This is a genomic window from Phenylobacterium sp. RIFCSPHIGHO2_01_FULL_69_31 (assembly GCF_001824475.1).
In the GTDB taxonomy this organism is placed as follows: Bacteria; Pseudomonadota; Alphaproteobacteria; order Caulobacterales; family Caulobacteraceae; genus Phenylobacterium.
On the sequence record NZ_MHXN01000045.1, the window covers coordinates 141,341 to 160,209 of the forward strand.

Below are 18,869 nucleotides of genomic sequence, written 5' to 3' on the forward strand. Positions count from 1 at the left end.
GGGCAGGACCCTTCTGCGCCTTTGCTGCACCGCACGCAAGCGCTAATTTCATACAGCCGTGAAATGGGTTTCAGGCGATCCAGTCGCGCTTCAGCCCGCGCGCCGCCAGGACGAACAGCACGGCGCTGACCACGTAGAAGCCGAGGCCGGAATAGATGGCGTAGCGCAGCGCTTCCGTCCCGTAACGTGGCGTAAGTACGTCGGAAATCGCGCCGAAGTACCAGGTGCCCAGGCCCAGGCCGATCAGGTTGTTCACGAACAGGAAGCACGCCGAAGCTGTCGACCGCTGGGCCGGTGCGACAAGATGCTGCACTGCCGTAATGACAGGTCCCAGCCACACCAGATTGAGGCCCGTGGGGATCAGGAACAAGATGAAGGCCACCCACAGCGTCTTGGCCTGCACCGCTAGCACGAAACACGGCAGCGCCAGCAGGAACGCGACGGCCGGCACCAGCAGGTAGGCCGCCGGGCGCGCGCGGCCGAGCCGGTCGCCCAGCACGCCGCCGGCCCATACGCCGATGACGCCGCCGACCAGGGTCATAGAGCCCAGGAACAGCGAGCGGTCGACCAGGCCCATGCCCAGGCTGCGCTCGAAGAAGCTGGGCAGCCAGAAGGCGACGCCGTACCCGCAGACGGAAGAGGCCGCCGCACCGAGCGAGATCAGCCAGAAGCTGGGCTTGGCCAGCAGGGCGCGAACCCCGCCGGCCGGCGGCGCGCCCGCCGCGACAGGCGCCGGGGGCGGCGAGGCCTCCCGCGGGGGCTCCTTGACGATCAGGCGGAAGATCGGCGCCAGGGCGACCCCGGCGACGCCCACCGCGATGAAGGCGGCCCGCCAGTCCACCGCATGGGCGATGAGGCCGCCGAACAGGATGCCGAGCGCCGAACCGATGGGGATGCCGAAGGAATAGGCCGCCAGCGCCCTCGCCCGCTGCTCCTTCGGAAAGTAGTCGCTGATCAGCGAATAGGCCGGGGCCACGCCCCCCGCTTCGCCGATCCCCACACCCATGCGGCAGAGGAACAGCTGCCAGAAGCCGGTGGCCAGGCCGCAGAGGGCGGTGAAGCCGCTCCACAGCGCCAGCGCCCCGGTCATGATCCAGGTGCGGCTCCACCGGTCGGCCAGGGCCGCGATCGGCACGCCCAGCCCGGTGTAGAAGAGCGCGAAGGCCAGGCCGCCCATGAGCCCGAGCTGGCTGTCGCTGAGACCCAGCTCGGCCTTGATGGGCCCGGCCAGGATCCCGAGGATCTGCCGATCCAGGAAGTTGAACGTGTAGGCGACGATCAGCACCGCCAGCACGACCTTGGGATAGCCGCTGGCGCGGGGAGTCGAGGACATCGGGACCTGCAGAATCAGGAACGCCCGGCTCCGTGGAGAGCCGGGCGTCGATGAGGATCTAGAACTTGGCCTGGAGCGAGAGGGTCACGGTGCGCGGCGGGCCGTAGTAGGCGGTCACCGAGTTGCCGAAGAGCACGCCGGCCGACTGCGGGAAGTTGTAGCCGCCGATGCGGTACTCCTCGTCGCCCAGGTTCTTGCCGTGCAGGCCGACCTGGTAGCGGTCGTCCGCCGACGTCCAGACGATGCTGGCGTCCAGCAGCCAGTAGCTGTCCTGGTCGAGGATCGAGGGCACCTCGAACATGTTGAACGACGAGCGGTACGACGCCGAGGGGATGACCGCGATCGAGCCGTGGTCGCCCAGGTCGTGGCGCCAGGTCAGGCTGACCGCGCCGTTCCACTTCGGCGTGTTCTGGAACACCCGCTCGTCGGCGAAGTCGCGCACCACCGGCGGCGTCGCCGTCAGGTCCAGGGCCCGGTATTCGTCGAACTCGGCCTTGGTGTAGCCCAGCGAGAAGTTGGCGAAGAGGGAGGACGTGAACGTCGCCTGCCCTTCGATCTCCGCGCCGTAGATGTGCGACTTGCCGACGTTGGCCACTTGCGAGGCGATCGAGGCGCCCACCGGCGTCTGCAGGGTGACCTGCTGGTCCTTGTACTTCGAATAGAAGACCGCCGTGTTCAGCGACAGGCGGCGGTCGAAGAAGTAGCCCTTCACGCCGCCTTCGTAGCTGTCCACCTTCTCGGGATCGTAGCCGTTCACCGAGCTCGGGGTCAGGATGGCGTCGGCGCGCATGTCGAAGCCGCCCGACTTGAAGCCCTGGCTGAACGACACATAGGTCGAGACGTCCGGCGTGATCTCGTAGCGGACGCTGACCCGCGGGGTGAACCGCTCGTAGGTGTCCGAGCTGGTGAAGTTCGACCGGACCAGGCCGGGGATCGCCGTCGGATTGCCGAACAGCGGGCTCTTCAGCCCGGTGAAGTTCTGGCGATAGACCTGCGCCGTCTTCTTGTCGCGGGTGTAGCGGCCGCCCAGCGAGATCGAGAGCTGGTCGGTGACGTCGTAGCTGACGTCGGCGAAGGCCGAGTAGCTCTTGGTGTCCACGTGGCCCGCGGTGGCGATCGACAGGTTGGCCTGGCCGACGACGGTGTCGAAGGCGCCGGCCGCCGTGGCGTTCAGGTAGTAGAGGCCGAACACGCCCTGAAGGCGCTCGCCCGAATAGAGCGCCTGGAACTCCTGGGTGAACTGGTGGTCGTTGTAGCGGGCGGGGATGTCGAGCAGCGAGGCCTGCTCGGTGTCGAAGTCGATCACGCCTTCGGTCTCACCGGCGCGATAGGCGGTGATGGACTTGAAGGTCAGGGTGTCGCTGGCCTTCCATTCGCCCAGCAGCGAGACGCCGCGCGCCTCCACCTTGTTCTTGTCGCCCGCGCCCGCGCGGGTGTCGTAGATGTCGTCCAACACCGTGGCGGTCGGGATCGGCACGCCCGCGGCGGTCAGGCCGGGGACCTCGCGGTGGCCATGGCGCGGGTTGGAGCGGTCGGTGACGATATCGCCCGACAGGCGGAAGAACAGGGTCTCGGACGGCGTCACCTCGACGGTGGCGCGGGCGGCCTGGACGTCCTTGTCGTAGTGCTCGGCGCCCGTGGTCAGGTTCTCGCCGAAGCCGTCGCGGTTGAACGTCGCCCAGGTCAGGCCCAGGCCCACGTAGTCGTTCACCTGGCCCTTGGCCGAGGCGATCAGGTCGCGCTGGTCGTAGGAGCCGAGGTTGGCGCGCAGCTTGATCTCGGGGTCGCCCTCGATCTTGGCCGTCACGTACTTGATGGCGCCGCCGATGGTGTTGCGGCCGTAGAGCGTGCCCTGGGGCCCGCGCAGCACTTCCAGGCGCTGGACGTCGAAGATGTCGAGGACGGCGGCCTGCGGGCGGGCCACATAGACGTCGTCGATGTAGAGGCCGACGCCGGGCTCGAAGCCCCACAGCGGGTCCTGCTGGCCGACGCCGCGGATGAAGGAGATCAGGGTCGAGTTCGAGCCGCGGGCGACCTGCACCGTCAGGTTCGGGGTCGACTGCTGCAGGGTGGTGATGTCGACGGCGCCCGTGGCGGCCAGGCGCTCGCCGGTAACGGCGGTCACGGCGACCGGCACGTCCTTCAGGCTTTCCTCGCGCCGGCGGGCGGTGACGACCACTTCCTCGACGCCCACGTCGTCCGCAGCCGCGGTCTGGGCGATGGCGAGGGTGGGAACGACGGACCAGGCCGCGCCCGCAAGCAGGGCGGCTTTCACCAGCTTCTTCATGTATTTCCTCCCGAAGACGCCTTGGCCGCTCCCCATGAGCCGCCCGGAATCAACGATTTCACCACCAGGTGAATTAAGCGGGAGTGTTGGAGCATTCCGACGCGGAGCGCCAGCGCGGTCGCACGGCGCCGGCGCGTTTTTAATCGACTGATGAATTTGCGACACAGTCCCGGCTAGGGCCGCCGGCGAACCACCTCTTCGAGACCCGCCGCGCACCAGGCGTAGAGCCGGGCCCGCACCGCCTCGAGGTCGGTGGACCTGCATAATCCGTATGACAACTGGTCGATCCGACCTGTTTCGGACAGCGCCAGCATCATGGCGCCGGTCAGGAACTGATAGGCCCAGTAGAGGTCCCGCAACTCGGCCTCCGGCAGCGCCGCCTTCAGGGTGTCGACCAGCTGGTGGACCACCGGATCAAAGAACCGGTGCATGGTCTCCCCGCCCCAGGCCGGCGTGTTGTTCACCAGCGCCACCAGGCGGAAATAGTTCTTCCAGCCCTCGTCGTTGGTCAGCGACAGTTCGATCAGCGGGTCGATGAAGGCCTCGATGATCCCCTCGGCGGTCATCGTTCCCTGGTGGGCGTCGACGTAGACCCGCATCGCGGCCAGGCGGGCATCGTTCAGGATCTCGGCGCGGCGGGCGAAGACGCTGTCGAACAGCTCGCGCTTGGCGCCGAAGTAGTAGTGGATCAGGGCGGTGTCGACGCCGGCCTCGGCCGCGACCTGGCGCACCGTGACCCCGTAGAAACCGTGCTTCGAGAAGAGGGCCTCGGCGGCGTCCAGGATCGACTGGCGCAGGTCGGGCCCCTGCCCCTTGCGCCGGCGTCCCCGCAGCGCCCCTCCCGCCTGTCCGTCCGCGCGCGCCATCGCCCTCCCCGCTACGCCAGGGTTACCCGCTAGCACTGTTTGCCCGCGTTGACAGTCGGCGCGAGCGGGCCAAGCTTGATAACAACGATCGGGGGAAGCGAATGACCAGCGCCAGCGCCGAGCGGCACCTGTCCATCGACGCCGTCCGCGGCATGGCGGTGCTGGGCATCCTGCTGATGAACATCGTGGGCATGGGCCTGCCCTCGTTCGCCTACATCAACCCCACCTACGCCGGCGGATCGACCGGGGCCGACTTCTGGATGTGGGCGGTCAACAACGTCCTGACCGATGGCAAGATGCGGGCGCTGTTCACGATGCTGTTCGGCGCCTCGACCGTGCTGATCGCCGAACGGGCGGAGGGCGGATCGGGCCTGTCGCCCGCGATGATCCACTACCGCCGCATGGGATGGATGCTGCTGTTCGGCCTGGCCCACGCCTTCCTGTTCTGGTTCGGCGACGTCCTGGTGGTCTATGCCCTGGCTGGCCTGCTGATCTTCCCGTTCCGCAAGCTGCCGGCCCGCACCCAGCTCATCATAGGGGCGACGATCCTCCTCGCCCTGCTGGCCAAGAACGTCTGGCAGGCCGGAGCGCTAGAGGCCCTGCACGCCGCCGCCACGGCGCCCGGCGCGCCGGCGGATACGGTCAAGGCCTGGCGGCAGGCGTCGATGGCGGTCCAGGCGCCGCCGGAGGCCAAGGCGGTCGAGCTCGCGGGATTCGGCGGCGACTTCCTGTCGGCCCTGCAGGCCCGGGCCAACATGGTCATGCTGTTCTATGTCGTGCTGCTGCCGACGGAGATGTTCCCCGAGGCCCTCGGTCAGATGTTCGTGGGGATGGCCCTCTTCCGCATGGGCTTCTTCACCCTCGGGTGGTCCACCCGAGCCTACCTGGCGTTGATCGGGTTCGCCTACCTGGTCTGCGTCCCGTTTACCGCCTGGCTCGCGGCGGGCATTGCCCAGTCGAACTTCGACCCCTTGGTCCTGCACGAGCGGGAGGCGTGGCAGCAGACGACCAGACCCTTCATCGGCCTAGCCCACGCCGCGGTCGTCCTACTGATGGTTCGAGCCGGGCTATTCAAGGCGCTGACCGACCTGCTCGCGGCGGCGGGACGGATGGCGTTCAGCAACTACCTGGGCACCTCGATCATCACGAGCACCCTCTTCTGCGGCTACGGCTTCGGCCTCTACGGCGAGCTGTCGCGGGCCGAGCTTCTCTGGGTGGTGGCGGGCGTCTGGGCGTTCCTGCTGATCTGGAGCCGGCTGTGGCTGGACCGCTTCAACTACGGGCCCTTCGAATGGGCCTGGCGCTCGCTCGTCCAGTGGAAACCACAGCGGATGCTGAAGGCCCGCGCGCCGGCGGCCGCGGCCGCCGGCTAGGCTTCTCGGCTACTTCGGCCGCTCCAGCGTGGGCCACTTCACGCCCAGCTGGTCCAGGTAGGTCGGATACTTCGTCTCGTCGTAGTACTGCGCGCGCATGGCCGGGCGGAATTGGGCCATCATGTCGGCGTTGAGCTCGATGGCCGGCTTGTCGCTGGCCGAGATCATCGGGACGTAGCGCTCGTCCTTGTTCTGGACCTTGACGAAGTAGTCCTTGGCCGCCGAGCGCAGCTCCGGCCGGGTGAGCAGGTCCAGGGTGGTCATGGCGATCACCTTGGCGCCGGCCACCACGCCGTCATGCGCGATAGGCGTGGCCATCGAGATGGCGTTCATCCAGCTGTGGCCCGCCAGCCCCGGGATGTTGGAGGGGTAGTTCACGGTGATCGTCGGCACGGTCCAGGAGATGTCGCCGATGTCGTCCGACCCGCCGCTCTCCGGCTTCTCGACCGGGGGCTCCAGGTTCTTGAGTTCTGTGGACAGCCCATCCTGCTTGTCGGCGCCGACCTCCTTCTGGACGGCCTTGGCGAAGGCCTGCTGGTCGGCGGTCCACTTGGGCAAGCCCACCGCCTGAATGTTGGCGTAGGCGGCCTCGGCGATCGGCTTGTTGAAGTGGCGCGGGGCGGCCGTGCCGACGATCCGCCGCTCGACCGTGGTGTCGGTCATCATGGCGGCCCCGTCGGCGATCTTGTTGCCCACGGCGTAGAGGTCGGAGATGCGCTTGAAGTCCTGCTCGCGGAAGAAATACCAGACCTTCGCCACCTGCGGCACGACGTTGGGCTGGTCGCCGCCGTCGGTGATCACATAGTGCGACCGCTGCTCGGGCCGGATGTGTTCGCGCCGGAACTCCCAGCCGATGTTCATCAGCGATACGGCGTCGAGGGCGGAGCGACCCATCCAGGGCTTGCCGGCCGAATGGGCGCTGGCGCCGTGGAACGTGTACTCCACCGAGACCAGGCCGGTGCCGGAAGGTTTGCCCCAGGTGGTGGAGAGGTTGTCGCCCACGTGGGTGAACAGCACCGCGTCGACGTTCCTGAACACGCCCTCGCGGACCATGAACGCCTTGCCGGCCACCAGCTCCTCGGCGACGCCCGGCCAGAGCATGAGGGTGCCGGCGATGCCCTCCTTCTCCATCAGGTCCTTGACCGCCAGGGCGGCCACGACGTTCACGGCGTTGCCCGAGTTGTGGCCCTCCCCGTGGCCTGGCGCGCCCTCGACCATAGGCTTTCGCCAGGGGATGCCCGGGGTCTGCGAGGCCTTGGGAATGCCGTCGATGTCCGAGCCCAGGGCGATGACCGGGCCGCCGGTCTTGTTCGTCCAGGTGGCGACCCAGCCCGTGGGCAGGCCGGCGACGCCGCGGGTCACGGTGAAGCCGTTCTTCTCCAGGACCTCGGTGATATATTTCGAGGTCTCGACCTCCTGGAACGCCAGTTCGCCGAAGCTGAAGATCTTGTCGTTCATCTGCTGGGCCAGCTTCGCGCGCGCCTGCACGCTGGCCACCGCCTGCTTCTTCAGCGCGGGAAGGCTGGCGGCGTCCGCCGTCGTGGTCAGCATCAGCGCCGCAAGCGCGATCGGCAGGCCCCAGGTCTTCATCTCACGAACTCCCTCTTCGACGACACGGGAGACGTGAGATGCGATTCTGGCTCGCCAGCCAGCGCCCTGCCCCCGTCGGGAACCATAGCGTCGGGGATCGGCCCCCGCGAGGCGCCTTGCGCCCTACAGCGCGTCGCAGCCCGGAGGCGGCAGGACCACGACGGGCTCCTGCTTGAATTTGGTGCGATACGCGGCGCGCACCGCCTCGACCTTGGCCCCGCCGCCGTCGCCGGTGGTCGGCAGCACCACCAGAACAACCTTCGAGGCCTCGCGGATCAGCCGGTTCTCGGAGCCCTTCCACTGGCCGCCGCCGTCCACCACGGTGACGCCATCGGGAAAGCGCGGCGTGACTTCCTGGTCCACGAACCGGCGCAGCGCACGCTCGTCGAGCGTCGCGGGGGCCTTGGCGCCGAAGAACAGCTGGGCGGTGCGGAGCGGAGCCTGGCCGACGGGGCAAGCCAGCGGCCTGGGCGCGCTCGCGCACCCGGCCACGCCTAGCATCAGGATCAGCGCCCCGGCCGCCCTCATCCGCCCACGAGCTCCCGGCCGATGAGGAAGCGGCGGATCTCGTTGGTGCCCGCGCCGATGTCGTAGAGCTTGGCGTCGCGCAGCAGGCGCTCCACCGGATACTCCTTGGTGTAGCCGGCGCCGCCCAGGGCCTGGATCGCCTCCAGCGCCACCTTCACGGCGTTCTCGCTCGCCATCAGGATCGCCCCCGCCGCATCGAACCGCGTCGTCTGGCCCGCGTCGCAGGCCCTGGCCACAGCATAGACATAAGCGCGGGCCGAGTTCAGTGCGACATACATGTCCGCCACCTTGCCCTGCATGAGCTGGAACGAGCCGATCGGCTTGCCGAACTGTTTGCGCTCGCGGACGTAGGGCAGGACGACGTCGAGGCAGGCCTGCATGATGCCCAGCGGCCCGCCGGACAGCACGGTCCGCTCGTAGTCCAGCCCGCTCATCAGGACGCCCGCGCCCCCGCCGACGGGGCCCATGACGTTCTCCTCCGGCACCTCGCAGTCCTCGAACACCAGCTCGGCGGTGTCGGAGCCGCGCATCCCCATCTTGTCCAGCTTGTTCGAGACGCTGAAGCCCTTGAAGCCCTTTTCGATGAGGAAGGTGGTGATGCCGCGCGAGGCCTCCTCCGGCGAGGTCTTGGCGTAGACTACCAGGGTGTGAGCGTGGGGGGCGTTGGTGATCCAGAATTTCGTGCCGTTCAGGACGTAGCGGTCGCCGCGCTTCTCGGCCTTCAGTCGCATCGAGACGACGTCGGAACCGCTGCCGGCCTCGCTCATGGCCAGGGAGCCGACATGTTCGCCACTGATCAGCTTGGGCAGGTAGCGCCGCTTCTGCTCCGGCGTGCCCCAGCGGCGGATCTGGTTCACGCAGAGGTTCGAGTGGGCGCCATAGCTCAGGCCCACCGAGGCCGAGGCGCGGGACACCTCCTCCATCGCCACCACGTGTTCGAGATAGCCCAGGCCCAGGCCCCCGAACTCCTCCTCGACGGTGATGCCGTGCAGGCCGAGCTCGCCCATCTGGGGCCAGAGCGCGCGGGGGAAGGTGTTGGCGGCGTCCACCTCGGCGGCCAGCGGCGCGATCCTGTCGGCGGCGAAGCGGGCGGTGGTGTCGCGGATGGCGTCGGCGGCCTCGCCGAGGCCGAACTCCATGTTAGGGCCGTGGTTCGAGATCATGGGCGGCTGTTAGCATGGCCGCCGCGCCGCGCGAACTAGTCGCGCTCGGCCTCGCGCCCCAGCCGTTGCAGCAGCCGGAACACCGCGACCACCACGAAACCGACTCCGGCGAGGCCTGCGGGCCAGGCTACCATCAGGGGCGTGATCAGGCCGTTCGCGGGCGCCCGGGCGCTGAGCCCCCAGAAGATGCCGAAGCCGAAGAAGGCCAGGCCGAACAGCGCCAGCAGCAGGTCCCAGACCACCGAGACTTCCTTAGGCTTCGGCGCGGGCCGCGGACGGGCGGGAATGAACTCGTACGGCTGGGCCTCCGGCTCCGGAGCCGGTTCGGGTTCCTCGAAGGCGGCGGCGGGCGCCTTTGGGATCTCCAGGTCGTCGGCCGCCGCTTCGGGTTCGGGGACCAGCGGCTCGTCCACGACAAGCTCTTCCTCGACCTCTTCAGGTTCGAGATGCGGGGTGATCGGCGGCGCGAAATCGGCCTGCGGGCGCAGGTCGGCTTCAGGTTCGGGCTCGGGAAGCTGATCCCCTTCGGGCTCGGGCTCCGGTTCGGGCGAGACTTCGGCCTCCCAGGCCGCGATCGGTTCGGAGGCCCCCTCGGGCTCGGAGATGACCTCCGGCTCGGGCTCCAGAGCCGGTTCGGGCTCCTCGCCGGGATGGGCGAAGATCGTCTCGAGCCGGGCAGCGACGGCCTCCGCTGCGGCGGTCACCGCCGGACGGGCCAGTTCCGGCGCTGCCGTCGCGAGCTCCACCTCCTCCAGCGTCGCCTCGCGGCGGACCCGGACGCGGTTGTCGTCGAATGAGGTCTCCAGCTCCACCGGCCGGCGCAGCGGCACCAAGTCGAGCGCGTCCAGGTCGATGGCCGGCCGGATGATCGGTGACGGGGCGGAGGCGAAGTCGTCGCCGGGCGGGGTCAGGAACAACGCCTTCTCGGCGGCGCGGCGGCGCACCAGGGCGTCCACCACGATCCGCTCGCCCTCGAAGTCGGCCTTGCGCCACAGCTCCATGGCGCAGGCCGCCTGCACTGCGGCGCCGGCGTTGAGCCGCTTCAGCACCTGGCTGCGGCGGAAGTTGTCCAAGCCGATGTTGAACGCGAAGCTGCAGATCGCGTCGTACTGGTTCTGGCTGAGCGGCGCGTAGACGTTCTCGTTCACCGTGTGCTGGACGCTGATCAGGTCGTAGACCAGCAAGGCCTCGGCGTCAGACTCGGAAACTTCGGCCCCCTCGCGAGCCGTCAGCGTGTGGCCATAGCCGATCATCCAGCGGCCATCGGGCAGCTGGGCGGCGTGTCGGCGGTAGCCTTCGAACCGCTTGATCAGTTCGATGGCCGCCCGGGAAACGCGATGGCGCGAGAGCATGGCTCCCAATCGTCCCAAATCGGCACAGGCGGCAGGCGCCTGAACGGATCAGGCGCAAGCCTGACGCCAGTTACAACAGGATTAGCGCGACGAGGCCCAGGAAGGCGAAGAAACCTGTGAAGTCCGTCGTGAAAGTCACGAAAACAGATGAGGAAACGGCAGGATCCCGGCCCATTCGCTCCAGCGCCAGCGGGATCACCGCCCCCGCGAGCGAGGCCACGAACAGGTTGATCATCAGCGCCAGGCCGAAGGCGATCGAGAGCCGCAGGTCCTGAAAGAGGCCGAAGACGACACCGCCGGTGAGTATCGCCAGCACGAAGCCGTTCGTCAGGCCCACCACCATTTCCCGGCTGACGGTGCGCACGGCGTTGAACGCGGAAAGCTCGCGGCTGGCCAGGGCCCGCACGGCCACGGCCAGGGTCTGGGTGCCGGCGTTGCCGCCCAGCGACGCCACGATCGGCATCAGGGCGGCCAGGATCGCCAGCTTCTGAATCTCCTGTTCGAAGGCGCCGATGACGCTGGCGGCCAGGGCCGCCGTCACCGTGTTCACCAGCAGCCACGGGAGGCGCGAGCGGACGATGCCGATGACGCCCGCGTCGCGGCCGGCGTCCGACACGCCGGCCAGGGCCAGGATGTCCTCCTCGCCCTCTTCCTGGACGACGCCGACGATGTCGTCGACGGTGATCTGGCCCACCAACCGCCCAGCGGGGTCGACCACCGGCGCGGAGATCAGGTGGTACTTGTCGAAGATGTAGGCGACCTCTTCCTGGTCGAGGTCGACGGTGATTTCCGTCACCGGCTCCATGATCTGGGCCAGGGGCGTCGCGCGGGCGCTGCGCAGCAGCATGCTCACCGGCACCGCGCCGACCGGCTTGTAGGCGGGGTCGACCACATAGATGTCGAAGAACAGCTCGGGCAGTTCGTCGCTGTCCCTGCGGAAGTGGTCGATGGCCTGCCCGACGGTCCAGAACTGCGGCGCGGCCACCACCTCGCGCTGCATGAGGCGGCCGGCGGTCTCGTCCTCGTAGGAGAGCGTGCTCTCGATGGCCGCCCGCTCCAGCTCGGGCATGGCCGCCATGACCTCGGCGCGCTTGTCGTCCTCCAGGTCGTCGACGACGTCGGCCGCGTCGTCGGATTCCATCTCGCCGATGGCCTTGGCGAGGGTCGCCGACGGGACGTGCTCCAGCACCTCCTCGCGGATCTCGCTGTCCAATTCGGACAGGATCTCGGCCAGGGTCTCGGGATCAAGGTGCGGGATCAGTTCTTCCCGCGCATCGGCCGACAGGAAGCCCATCAGATCCGCCACGTCGGCCGGATGCAGGGCGCTGAGCAGCTCGCGCAAGCGCTCGGCGTCGCCGCGGTCCAGGGCGTCCGCGACGTCCGAGACGAATTCCGGGTTCAGCGCGTAGTCGTCTTCGAGGGCCAGGTCTTCGAGGTCTTCCTCGATGTCCACGAGCTCGGTGAGGTCGTCCGTTTCGCGTACCATGCGGACCTCCCCGGCTATATCTGGACGGCTCTGCTCGTTCCCTGGTTGAGACCCTGATTCACGGATGCGGTCGAGAGGATCGCCGCCGGCGAGCCGGGCCACTCACGTCGGCCAAAGCCGCTTGCGAGCGAACGCATGGCCTGAGCCGGATTTCAAGTAGGTCTCGAAAGCTTCCGCCTGATCCCGTTCGCCGAAAGCGACATAGGTGACCAGTTTCCAGGGCCGGTGCTTCGAGGTGTGCGGAGACTTGCCACCGTTGTGTTCGCGGACCCGTGCCCGGAGGTCCGACGTGACGCCGATGTACCGTTTGGCTGGGTTCGCGAGACTCACGAGGAGGTAGACGTAGTGCAGGAGAGCCCCTCCGGTGACCGGCCCTGCTACGCCAAGGCTTCGCAGGGCATCCTGCTTCGCCTCGACCCACCTCGTTCAATCCTGCGTAGCCCAGGGGGCGAAGCAGGATGGTGCGGTCGAGAAGACTCGAACTTCCACGGGTTGCCCCACAGCGACCTCAACGCTGCGCGTCTACCAATTCCGCCACGACCGCTCGTGGTGAGGCGCGGCAGGTAGCAAACCCCGCCCGCCTTGTGAAGTGCGTTAAAACATAAGGCTCAGGCGTTGCCGGCCATGTAGTCGTAGACGTTGGCCTCACGGGTCACCGTGATGGCGATCCGCTCGTCGTTGATCTGGATTTCGCCGCGGGCGACCGGGTGGTTATTGGCGAGGATCCAGACCTCCTCGTTCACGGTCGTATCCAGGGGAATCACCGCCCCGCGGCCCATGCGCAGCAGTTGCGCCATGGGCAGGGTCGCGCGACCGAGCACCACCTGGATTTCGACATTGACCGCCTTGACCTGGCTCACGAAGGAAGACCCCGAAACTGAACTCACGGGCTTTGCGCGACGCACGCCCGAACCCCACATTGGGCCGACATGCTTGACCGCACGTTAAATATGCCCGGCGAAGCGCTGTTCGGTCGCACCGACGGCGCCCCTGTCGGCTGGGCCGTTTCGCGCGGCCAGGTGGGCTATCCCGAAGCGGTGGCGGCCATGGAGGCGCGGGCGGCGGCCATTGCGGACGGTCGGGCCGGCGAACTGGTCTGGCTGCTGGAGCATCCGCCGCTTTACACCGCCGGCGTCTCGGCCAAGCCGGCCGACCTGATCGACCCCGACCGATTCCCCGTGTTCGAGAGCGGCCGCGGCGGGCAGTTCACCTATCACGGCCCCGGTCAGCGGGTGGCGTACGTCATGCTGGACCTGACGAAGCGCCGCCGCGACGTCCGCGCCTTCGTGGCCGCCCTGGAGGCGTGGGTGATCGAGGCGCTGAGCGCCTTCAACGTGAAGGGTGAGATTCGCGAGGGCCGCGTCGGTGTCTGGGTCGAGCGGCGCCAGCCCGGCGCCCCGCCCCGCGAGGACAAGATCGCCGCCATCGGCGTCAAGCTGCGCAAATGGGTCTCATTCCACGGGATCTCGCTGAACGTGGAGCCGGACCTCGGCCACTTCGGCGGCATCGTTCCCTGCGGGGTTACCGCGCACGGCGTCACCAGCCTGGTCGACCTGGGCCTGCCGGTGACCATGGACGAGGCCGACGCGGCGCTGGAGGCCAGCTTCGCTAAGGTGTTCGGGGCGGTGGAAGAGGCGGAAGCGCCGCTTCTCTGATCTCTACGCAGACGCCAGCATCACCGGGTTAAGGCCGTAGCGGTTGGCGCCCTGTTCGCCCGGCATCAGGGCCAGTTCCACGAAGGCCCAGACCAGGACCAGGAAGAAGGCGAAGTCGAGGAAGCCCGAGGGGTGCGGCCAGACCGCGACCACCGACGTCAAAATAAGCGCGGCCCACCAGCCCGACCGGCCGCGATCGTGGAGCCGTTTCGAGAGGACGCAGGCCCCGGCATAGAACAGCGCCGGATAGACCACCCAGCCAGTGATCCAGTGCAGCGTCGCACCGACCAGCGCCTCGTAGAACGCCGCAAGGACCAGCAGCACCGCCGCCGCGATCAGCGACGGCAGGCGCGGCGCGCGGCCCTGGCCTGAGAAGAAGAGGTCCGCAAAGCCCATCGAATCCCCCGAGCGGAAACGCTCAGGCGAACTCTACCAGAACCTCGTCGGCCGCGACGCTGTCGCCGGACTTCACATTGACCGCCTTGATCGTGCCGTCCCGCTCGGCGCGCAGGATGTTCTGCATCTTCATGGCCTCCAGCACGGCCACGACCTCGCCGGTCTTGACCTCCTGGCCCTGGGCCACGTCGATGGAGACCACCAGACCCGGCATCGGCGACAGCACCATCTTCGAGGTGTCCGCGGCCTTCTTGGGCGGCAACTTCTGGTGCAGTTCGGCCGAGCGCGGCGTCAGCACCAGCACATGCAGCGTCGTGGCGCGGTGGCGGATCACGAAGCCCTCGGCCGCCGGCTTTACCGCCACGGTGAAGTCCTTGCCGTCCAGGTTGCCCCGGAACGACGGCTGGCCGGGCCGCCACTGGATGTCTTCCAGCCGCAGCTTACGGCCGTCGGCGTCGATCGTGAGGCCGCCGTCGACCGCCGCGACCTTCATGGACTGTTGCTTGTGCCCGGCGACGACGATCCACTCGCTGCGCACCTGGTCCGGCGCGACGCGGGCCAGCATCGCCCGGTGCATGGCCAGGGCCACCGCGCCCATCAGGTCGCGCTGCGCGTCGGTCGGCGGCAGGCCCTGGAAACCGTCGGGGAACTCGTCCTTGATGTAGTTGGTCGAGAGCTTGCCTGACCGGAACCGCGCCTGGTCCATCACGGCGGCCAGGAACGGGATATTCTGGCCCAGGCCCTCGATATGGAAATCCTCCAAGGCCCGGCCCATGACGTCGATGGCCGCCTCCCGGGTCTTCCCCCAGGTCGACAGCTTCGAGATCATCGGATCGTAGAACATCGAGATCTCGTCGCCCTCGCGCACGCCCGCGTCGTTGCGCACGAAGCCGCCCTCCACCTCGCCCTCCGCCGGCGGCGAGTAGCGCACCAGGCGGCCGATCGAGGGCAGGAAGCCCCGGTAGGGGTCCTCGGCGTAGATCCGGCTTTCCATGGCCCAGCCGTTGATCTTCAGGTCCTTCTGGGCGAACGGCAGCTTCTCGCCATAGGCCGAGCGGATCATCTGCTCGACCAGGTCCACGCCGGTGATCATCTCGGTGACCGGGTGTTCCACCTGCAGGCGGGTGTTCATCTCCAGGAAGTAGAAGCTCTTGTCCTGGCCGGCCACGAACTCGACGGTGCCGGCGCTGTCGTATTGCACGGCCTTGGCCAGCGCGACGGCCTGGTCGCCCATGGCCTTGCGGGTCTTCTCGTCCAGCAGGGGGCTGGGCGCCTCCTCGATGACCTTCTGGTTCCGGCGCTGGATCGAGCACTCGCGCTCGAACAGGTGCACGACGTTGCCGTGCTTGTCGCCCAGCACCTGGATCTCGACGTGGCGCGGGCTCTCGATGAATTTCTCGATGAAGATCCGGTCGTCGCCGAAGCTGGACTTGGCCTCGGCGCGCACCGCCGGGAAGCCCTCTTCCACGTCCTTGCGGTTCCAGGCGACGCGGATCCCCTTCCCGCCCCCGCCGGCCGAGGCCTTAATCATCACCGGATAGCCGATCTCCTCCGAGATCTTCACGGCGTGGGCGGTGTCGTCGATCTCGCCCACATGGCCGGGGACCACCGAGACATTGGCCCGGGCGGCGAACTTCTTCGATTCGATCTTGTCGCCCATCGCCTCGATGGCGTGGGGGTTGGGGCCGATGAAGACGATGCCTTCCTTGGCCAGTCGCCGGGCGAAGGCCGCGTTCTCGGAGAGGAAGCCGAAGCCGGGGTGGACCGCCTCGGCGCCCGTGGACCGCACGGCGTCGACGATCTTGTCGGCCACCAGATAGCTTTCGGCGGCGGGCGCGCCGCCGATGAACACCGACTCGTCGGCCATCTCCACAGCCATGGAGTCGGCGTCGGCGTCGGAGTAGACGACCACCGTCTTGATGCCCATCCGGCGGCAGGTCTTGATGATCCGGACAGCGATTTCGCCCCGGTTGGCGATCAGGATTTTCGAGAACATTCGGTGTCTTACACGCCCAATTTGACTGCGGTGCCGCAGGCCGTGACCATCAGCATGCCGTTCTCGACCCCGAGGGTTTCATAGTCGAGGTCGACGCCCACGACTGCGTCCGCGCCCAGCGCCTGGGCGTCGAGGGTCATCTCCTGGATGGCGATGTCCCGGGCCTCGCGCAGCGCCTTCTCATAGCCCCCGGCGCGGCCGCCGATGACGTTGGTGATGCCGGCGAAGAAGTCGCGGAAGATGTGCGCGCCGATGATGGCTTCGCCGGTGACGACGCCCAGGGTCTTCACGACCCTGCCTTCCGGCACGTCAGGCGTGGTGGCGATGATCATGGCGCGTGGGTCTCCGGTCTTTCGCCGCGAAGGGCGGGACCTTAGATTGGCGGTCATGGACACGCCAGCAGTCTCCCCCTCCGGTTTCTCTCTCTCGCCGCCTGACCCTGAGGAACGCAAGCGACTGGAGGCCTCGCTCACCCGCGAGGAGGCCGAGGTCCTGCTGCACCACGGCACCGAGGCGCCCTTCTGCGGCGGCCTGCTCGATCAGAAGGACGACGGCGTCTACTGCTGCCGCCTCTGCGGCCTGCCGCTCTTCCAGCACAGAACCAAGTTCGAGAGCGGCACCGGCTGGCCCTCCTTCTGGGCGCCGGTAGACGAAGCACACGTGAAGGGGATCCGCGACACCTCGTACGGGATGGTCCGGATCGAGACCACCTGCGCGCGCTGCGGCAGCCACCAGGGCCACGTGTTCCCCGACGGCCCGCCGCCGACCCGGCTGCGCTATTGCATCAACTCGGTCTCGCTGACCTTCGTGAAGGGCGGCGCGCCCCTGCCCGACCCGCTCGGTCGCGGCGACAACGAGCACGCCGCCGGCGTGTACGCCTGAGCGAGCCCCCGTCCCGCGGTTCGATCTGGACGTCGGGCCTCTGGGCGTTCCTGGCGGCCATCGCCATGCTGGGCTGGGTGGCCTGGCAGAACCGCGCGGAAGACACGCGGCCCGGTCTTGCCTTCACCACCCTGGACGGCGCGTCCGAGGCTGAGCGCGAAGCCGCCGGCCGGCTGCTGCAGGAGGGCTACGCCTTACTGCGGTCCAGCGCCTTCCGGACCAGCCTGGAAGCCCTGCAGGATCGCTACCCCGCGATCTACGCCCGGCAAGCCGAGCAGGACCTTGATCCAAGGGACGTCGCCTCGATCGTGGCGCTGGAGCGGCCCGGCTCCCGCTTCGCGCCGGCGCAGGCCATGATTGTCGATGACAATGGCGCGGCCCTGGGCGCTGCCGGCGAAGGCGGCGCCTCCGGGCGGTACGCGGACCTCCTGATCACGCGCGGCGTGCTCAGGGCTTTCCAGTCGAGCGACATCGTCGCCCGCTCATGCGCGATCAACGTGGCGGCCCACGAATACGCGCACACGATCTCGCTGACGCCCATGGGCTATCGCGTGGCCTTCACCGACACCGGCGAGTCGCAGCGGCGGATCGCGGACCGCAAGAACCCCGGCACGCCGATCGCCAGCTACCTGATCGGGTCGGTGGCCCAGTGTACATGGCTGCAGCGCCAGGGCCGCATCGGCTCCGGCGACATCAAAGCGTGCGTCGAGGTGTTCGGAACTGCCGCGTTCAATTGGGCTCGCTGCAACCAGTTTGCCGGCGGCGAGCCCGTGGCGTTGCGCCCCGGGCTCGCTCCAGCCGTCCCGGCCCTCTAGTTCCGCTTCTGCGCGGGCGGCGAGGTGTTGCCGTCGGTCACGTCCTTCACCGCATCGCTGGAGGCCATGCGGGCTTCCTGGACGCTGTCGCCATACCCGCGACCGGCGCTGGTGAAGTAGTTGCCGGACTGGATGCGCAGGTTGTTCTGGACGTGCTTGACGCCGGACAGGTCCTCCACGATGCGCTCGGCCCGGTGCTTGGCCTCACGGCTCTCGACCGTACCGGACAGGGTGACCTCGCCGCCTGAGACCGAGCAGTTGACCTCGCTGGCGTCCAGCCAGGGGTCGTCGGTCAGGCGCTGGTGGACCTCCTCGCTGATCCGCTCGTCCGAGCGCTGGTAGCCCTTGGGCCCACGGCCGCGCGCGCCGCGGAACTCCTCGTAGCGCTGGCGGTCCTCGCCGTAGCTGTCGCCGCCCATGTCGCTGAACCAGTTTGAGATCTTGCGGCCCGTCCGCCGGAAGAAATCGCCGGCTTCGCGCGCGCGGTCCTCGAAGTCATGGTCGCCGTCGCGGCTCTCGTACCGGCCCCGGTAATCGCGGCCGCCGTCGCCGTAGCCACGCTCGTAGTCGTAGCCGCCGGTGCCGCCGCTGGCCGGCCGACGCATCTCTCGCGCCCACCGCTGATCGGCCTCCTGGCTGCCGAACCGGCGGCCCTCGGCATCATACGGACCGGACGAGCCGGCGCCGTAGCCGTAGCCGCCGCTATAGCCACCGCCATAGGTGCGCGAGCGGCCCTCTTCGCCGTAGTTGCCGCGGGTGTAGTCCTGGCCCTGGAAGCGCGGACTGGCCCGATAGCCGGTGTCGTAGTCGCCCCGTCGCATCGCGGGGGAGACGCCGCCGTAGTCTTCATCCTGCCAGTTCGAGCCGCTGCGGCTGCGATAGTCGCGCTCGCGCTGCGGACGGTTGTACGCCGCGCCGCTTTCCCGTTCGCCGAAGACACGCTCCTCGCGGTCGAAGCTGCGGTCCTCGCGCCCGGCATAGCGGTCGCCTTCGTCGTTCAGGCCGAAGACGTCGTAGCGATCGTCGTACCGCTGCTGGAGCCCGCGATCCCGCCATTCACGTTCGTCGTTCCACCGACCGGCCATGTTCGTTCTCCTTCGCTTCACGGGCGAATCCCGTTTGGCGGAGAACGGGGGGCGCGGAGCGT

The 18,869-nt window shown here is 68.4% G+C and carries 18 protein-coding genes and 1 tRNA gene; 4 read left to right on the forward strand and 15 right to left on the reverse strand.

The window, feature by feature from the left end; genetic code table 11:
- Positions 1 to 70: 70 nt before the first annotated feature.
- From A2790_RS22870 to A2790_RS22880, 3 genes are all read right to left on the reverse strand, one after another.
- On the reverse strand, positions 71 to 1,333 hold the full coding sequence (locus A2790_RS22870; RefSeq protein ID WP_293396929.1) for an MFS transporter: 1,263 nt from the start codon (positions 1,331 to 1,333) through the stop codon (positions 71 to 73).
- A gap of 58 nt (positions 1,334 to 1,391) precedes the next feature.
- Entirely contained in the window at positions 1,392 to 3,620 is a 2,229-nt protein-coding gene (locus A2790_RS22875) for a TonB-dependent receptor (RefSeq protein ID WP_293396932.1), read from the reverse strand.
- A 173-nt stretch (positions 3,621 to 3,793) separates the two neighbouring features.
- Positions 3,794 to 4,486, reverse strand: a complete 693-nt coding sequence (locus tag A2790_RS22880; protein WP_293396935.1) for a TetR/AcrR family transcriptional regulator — start codon at positions 4,484 to 4,486, stop codon at positions 3,794 to 3,796.
- 101 nt (positions 4,487 to 4,587) lie between these two features.
- Here A2790_RS22880 and A2790_RS22885 point away from each other — a divergent pair, with 101 nt between their 5' ends.
- Complete coding sequence (locus tag A2790_RS22885) at positions 4,588 to 5,859, forward strand: DUF418 domain-containing protein (protein ID WP_293396940.1); 1,272 nt, start codon at positions 4,588 to 4,590, stop codon at positions 5,857 to 5,859.
- A gap of 9 nt (positions 5,860 to 5,868) precedes the next feature.
- On the opposite strand, the gene A2790_RS22890 is transcribed toward A2790_RS22885, so the two are convergent.
- From A2790_RS22890 to A2790_RS22920, 8 genes are all read right to left on the reverse strand, one after another.
- Complete coding sequence (locus tag A2790_RS22890) at positions 5,869 to 7,449, reverse strand: amidohydrolase (RefSeq protein ID WP_293396943.1); 1,581 nt, start codon at positions 7,447 to 7,449, stop codon at positions 5,869 to 5,871.
- A gap of 123 nt (positions 7,450 to 7,572) precedes the next feature.
- The gene (locus tag A2790_RS22895) at positions 7,573 to 7,977 is read right to left on the reverse strand and encodes a DUF3574 domain-containing protein (protein WP_293396946.1); all 405 of its coding nucleotides are present in this window, start codon (positions 7,975 to 7,977) and stop codon (positions 7,573 to 7,575) included.
- Positions 7,974 to 9,140 carry an isovaleryl-CoA dehydrogenase gene (locus tag A2790_RS22900; protein WP_293396949.1) on the reverse strand — a complete coding sequence of 389 codons (1,167 nt, stop codon included), beginning with the start codon at positions 9,138 to 9,140 and terminating at the stop codon, positions 7,974 to 7,976. The genes A2790_RS22895 and A2790_RS22900 overlap by 4 nt, the downstream gene beginning before the upstream one ends.
- Positions 9,141 to 9,175: 35 nt before the next feature.
- Entirely contained in the window at positions 9,176 to 10,492 is a 1,317-nt protein-coding gene (locus A2790_RS22905) for a lysozyme (RefSeq protein ID WP_293396952.1), read from the reverse strand.
- A 70-nt stretch (positions 10,493 to 10,562) separates the two neighbouring features.
- A complete protein-coding gene (mgtE, locus tag A2790_RS22910; RefSeq protein WP_293396955.1) occupies positions 10,563 to 11,978 on the reverse strand; it encodes a magnesium transporter in 1,416 nt (471 codons plus the stop codon).
- Between the two features lie 102 nt (positions 11,979 to 12,080).
- A complete protein-coding gene (locus tag A2790_RS24475; RefSeq protein ID WP_363081589.1) occupies positions 12,081 to 12,374 on the reverse strand; it encodes a GIY-YIG nuclease family protein in 294 nt (97 codons plus the stop codon).
- A gap of 63 nt (positions 12,375 to 12,437) precedes the next feature.
- A tRNA-Leu gene (locus tag A2790_RS22915) sits at positions 12,438 to 12,522 on the reverse strand.
- Positions 12,523 to 12,586: 64 nt separating this feature from the next.
- The gene (locus A2790_RS22920) at positions 12,587 to 12,898 is read right to left on the reverse strand and encodes a FliM/FliN family flagellar motor switch protein (protein ID WP_293396957.1); all 312 of its coding nucleotides are present in this window, start codon (positions 12,896 to 12,898) and stop codon (positions 12,587 to 12,589) included.
- Between the two features lie 9 nt (positions 12,899 to 12,907).
- On the opposite strand from A2790_RS22920, the gene lipB reads away from it, so the two are divergent.
- Positions 12,908 to 13,633 (forward strand): lipoyl(octanoyl) transferase LipB, encoded by a 726-nt coding sequence (lipB, locus tag A2790_RS22925; RefSeq protein ID WP_293396960.1) that lies wholly within the window; start codon positions 12,908 to 12,910, stop codon positions 13,631 to 13,633.
- A 3-nt stretch (positions 13,634 to 13,636) separates the two neighbouring features.
- Here lipB and A2790_RS22930 read toward each other — a convergent pair whose 3' ends face one another.
- From A2790_RS22930 to A2790_RS22940, 3 genes are read right to left on the reverse strand one after another with little or no spacing between them, the layout of a single operon-like run.
- Positions 13,637 to 14,029 (reverse strand): DUF805 domain-containing protein, encoded by a 393-nt coding sequence (locus A2790_RS22930; protein WP_293396963.1) that lies wholly within the window; start codon positions 14,027 to 14,029, stop codon positions 13,637 to 13,639.
- 22 nt (positions 14,030 to 14,051) lie between these two features.
- Positions 14,052 to 16,025 (reverse strand): acetyl/propionyl/methylcrotonyl-CoA carboxylase subunit alpha, encoded by a 1,974-nt coding sequence (locus A2790_RS22935; protein WP_293396966.1) that lies wholly within the window; start codon positions 16,023 to 16,025, stop codon positions 14,052 to 14,054.
- A gap of 8 nt (positions 16,026 to 16,033) precedes the next feature.
- Positions 16,034 to 16,357: a heavy metal-binding domain-containing protein gene (locus A2790_RS22940; protein WP_293396969.1), complete on the reverse strand. Its 324-nt coding sequence runs from the start codon at positions 16,355 to 16,357 to the stop codon at positions 16,034 to 16,036.
- Between the two features lie 55 nt (positions 16,358 to 16,412).
- Here A2790_RS22940 and msrB point away from each other — a divergent pair, with 55 nt between their 5' ends.
- Both msrB and A2790_RS22950 read left to right on the forward strand, forming a co-directional pair.
- A complete protein-coding gene (gene msrB / locus A2790_RS22945) occupies positions 16,413 to 16,907 on the forward strand; it encodes a peptide-methionine (R)-S-oxide reductase MsrB (RefSeq protein WP_293396972.1) in 495 nt (164 codons plus the stop codon).
- A 65-nt stretch (positions 16,908 to 16,972) separates the two neighbouring features.
- Entirely contained in the window at positions 16,973 to 17,722 is a 750-nt protein-coding gene (locus A2790_RS22950) for a hypothetical protein (protein WP_293396975.1), read from the forward strand.
- Here the strand turns inward: A2790_RS22950 and A2790_RS22955 are convergent.
- The gene (locus tag A2790_RS22955; RefSeq protein WP_293396978.1) at positions 17,719 to 18,807 is read right to left on the reverse strand and encodes a BON domain-containing protein; all 1,089 of its coding nucleotides are present in this window, start codon (positions 18,805 to 18,807) and stop codon (positions 17,719 to 17,721) included. The genes A2790_RS22950 and A2790_RS22955 overlap by 4 nt on opposite strands.
- Between the last annotated feature and the right edge of the window lie 62 nt (positions 18,808 to 18,869).

Bases quoted from the DNA above. Each gene is read 5' to 3' on its own strand.
- A2790_RS22870 (WP_293396929.1), bottom strand. From the start codon at position 1,333: ATGTCCTCGACTCCCCGCGCCAGCGGCTATCCCAAGGTCGTGCTGGCG.
- A2790_RS22875 (WP_293396932.1), bottom strand. From the start codon at position 3,620: ATGAAGAAGCTGGTGAAAGCCGCCCTGCTTGCGGGCGCGGCCTGGTCC.
- A2790_RS22880 (WP_293396935.1), bottom strand. From the start codon at position 4,486: ATGGCGCGCGCGGACGGACAGGCGGGAGGGGCGCTGCGGGGACGCCGG.
- A2790_RS22885 (WP_293396940.1), top strand. From the start codon at position 4,588: ATGACCAGCGCCAGCGCCGAGCGGCACCTGTCCATCGACGCCGTCCGC.
- A2790_RS22890 (WP_293396943.1), bottom strand. From the start codon at position 7,449: ATGAAGACCTGGGGCCTGCCGATCGCGCTTGCGGCGCTGATGCTGACC.
- A2790_RS22895 (WP_293396946.1), bottom strand. From the start codon at position 7,977: ATGAGGGCGGCCGGGGCGCTGATCCTGATGCTAGGCGTGGCCGGGTGC.
- A2790_RS22900 (WP_293396949.1), bottom strand. From the start codon at position 9,140: ATGATCTCGAACCACGGCCCTAACATGGAGTTCGGCCTCGGCGAGGCC.
- A2790_RS22905 (WP_293396952.1), bottom strand. From the start codon at position 10,492: ATGCTCTCGCGCCATCGCGTTTCCCGGGCGGCCATCGAACTGATCAAG.
- mgtE (WP_293396955.1), bottom strand. From the start codon at position 11,978: ATGGTACGCGAAACGGACGACCTCACCGAGCTCGTGGACATCGAGGAA.
- A2790_RS22920 (WP_293396957.1), bottom strand. From the start codon at position 12,898: ATGTGGGGTTCGGGCGTGCGTCGCGCAAAGCCCGTGAGTTCAGTTTCG.
- lipB (WP_293396960.1), top strand. From the start codon at position 12,908: ATGCTTGACCGCACGTTAAATATGCCCGGCGAAGCGCTGTTCGGTCGC.
- A2790_RS22930 (WP_293396963.1), bottom strand. From the start codon at position 14,029: ATGGGCTTTGCGGACCTCTTCTTCTCAGGCCAGGGCCGCGCGCCGCGC.
- A2790_RS22935 (WP_293396966.1), bottom strand. From the start codon at position 16,025: ATGTTCTCGAAAATCCTGATCGCCAACCGGGGCGAAATCGCTGTCCGG.
- A2790_RS22940 (WP_293396969.1), bottom strand. From the start codon at position 16,357: ATGATCATCGCCACCACGCCTGACGTGCCGGAAGGCAGGGTCGTGAAG.
- msrB (WP_293396972.1), top strand. From the start codon at position 16,413: ATGGACACGCCAGCAGTCTCCCCCTCCGGTTTCTCTCTCTCGCCGCCT.
- A2790_RS22950 (WP_293396975.1), top strand. From the start codon at position 16,973: ATGCTGGGCTGGGTGGCCTGGCAGAACCGCGCGGAAGACACGCGGCCC.
- A2790_RS22955 (WP_293396978.1), bottom strand. From the start codon at position 18,807: ATGGCCGGTCGGTGGAACGACGAACGTGAATGGCGGGATCGCGGGCTC.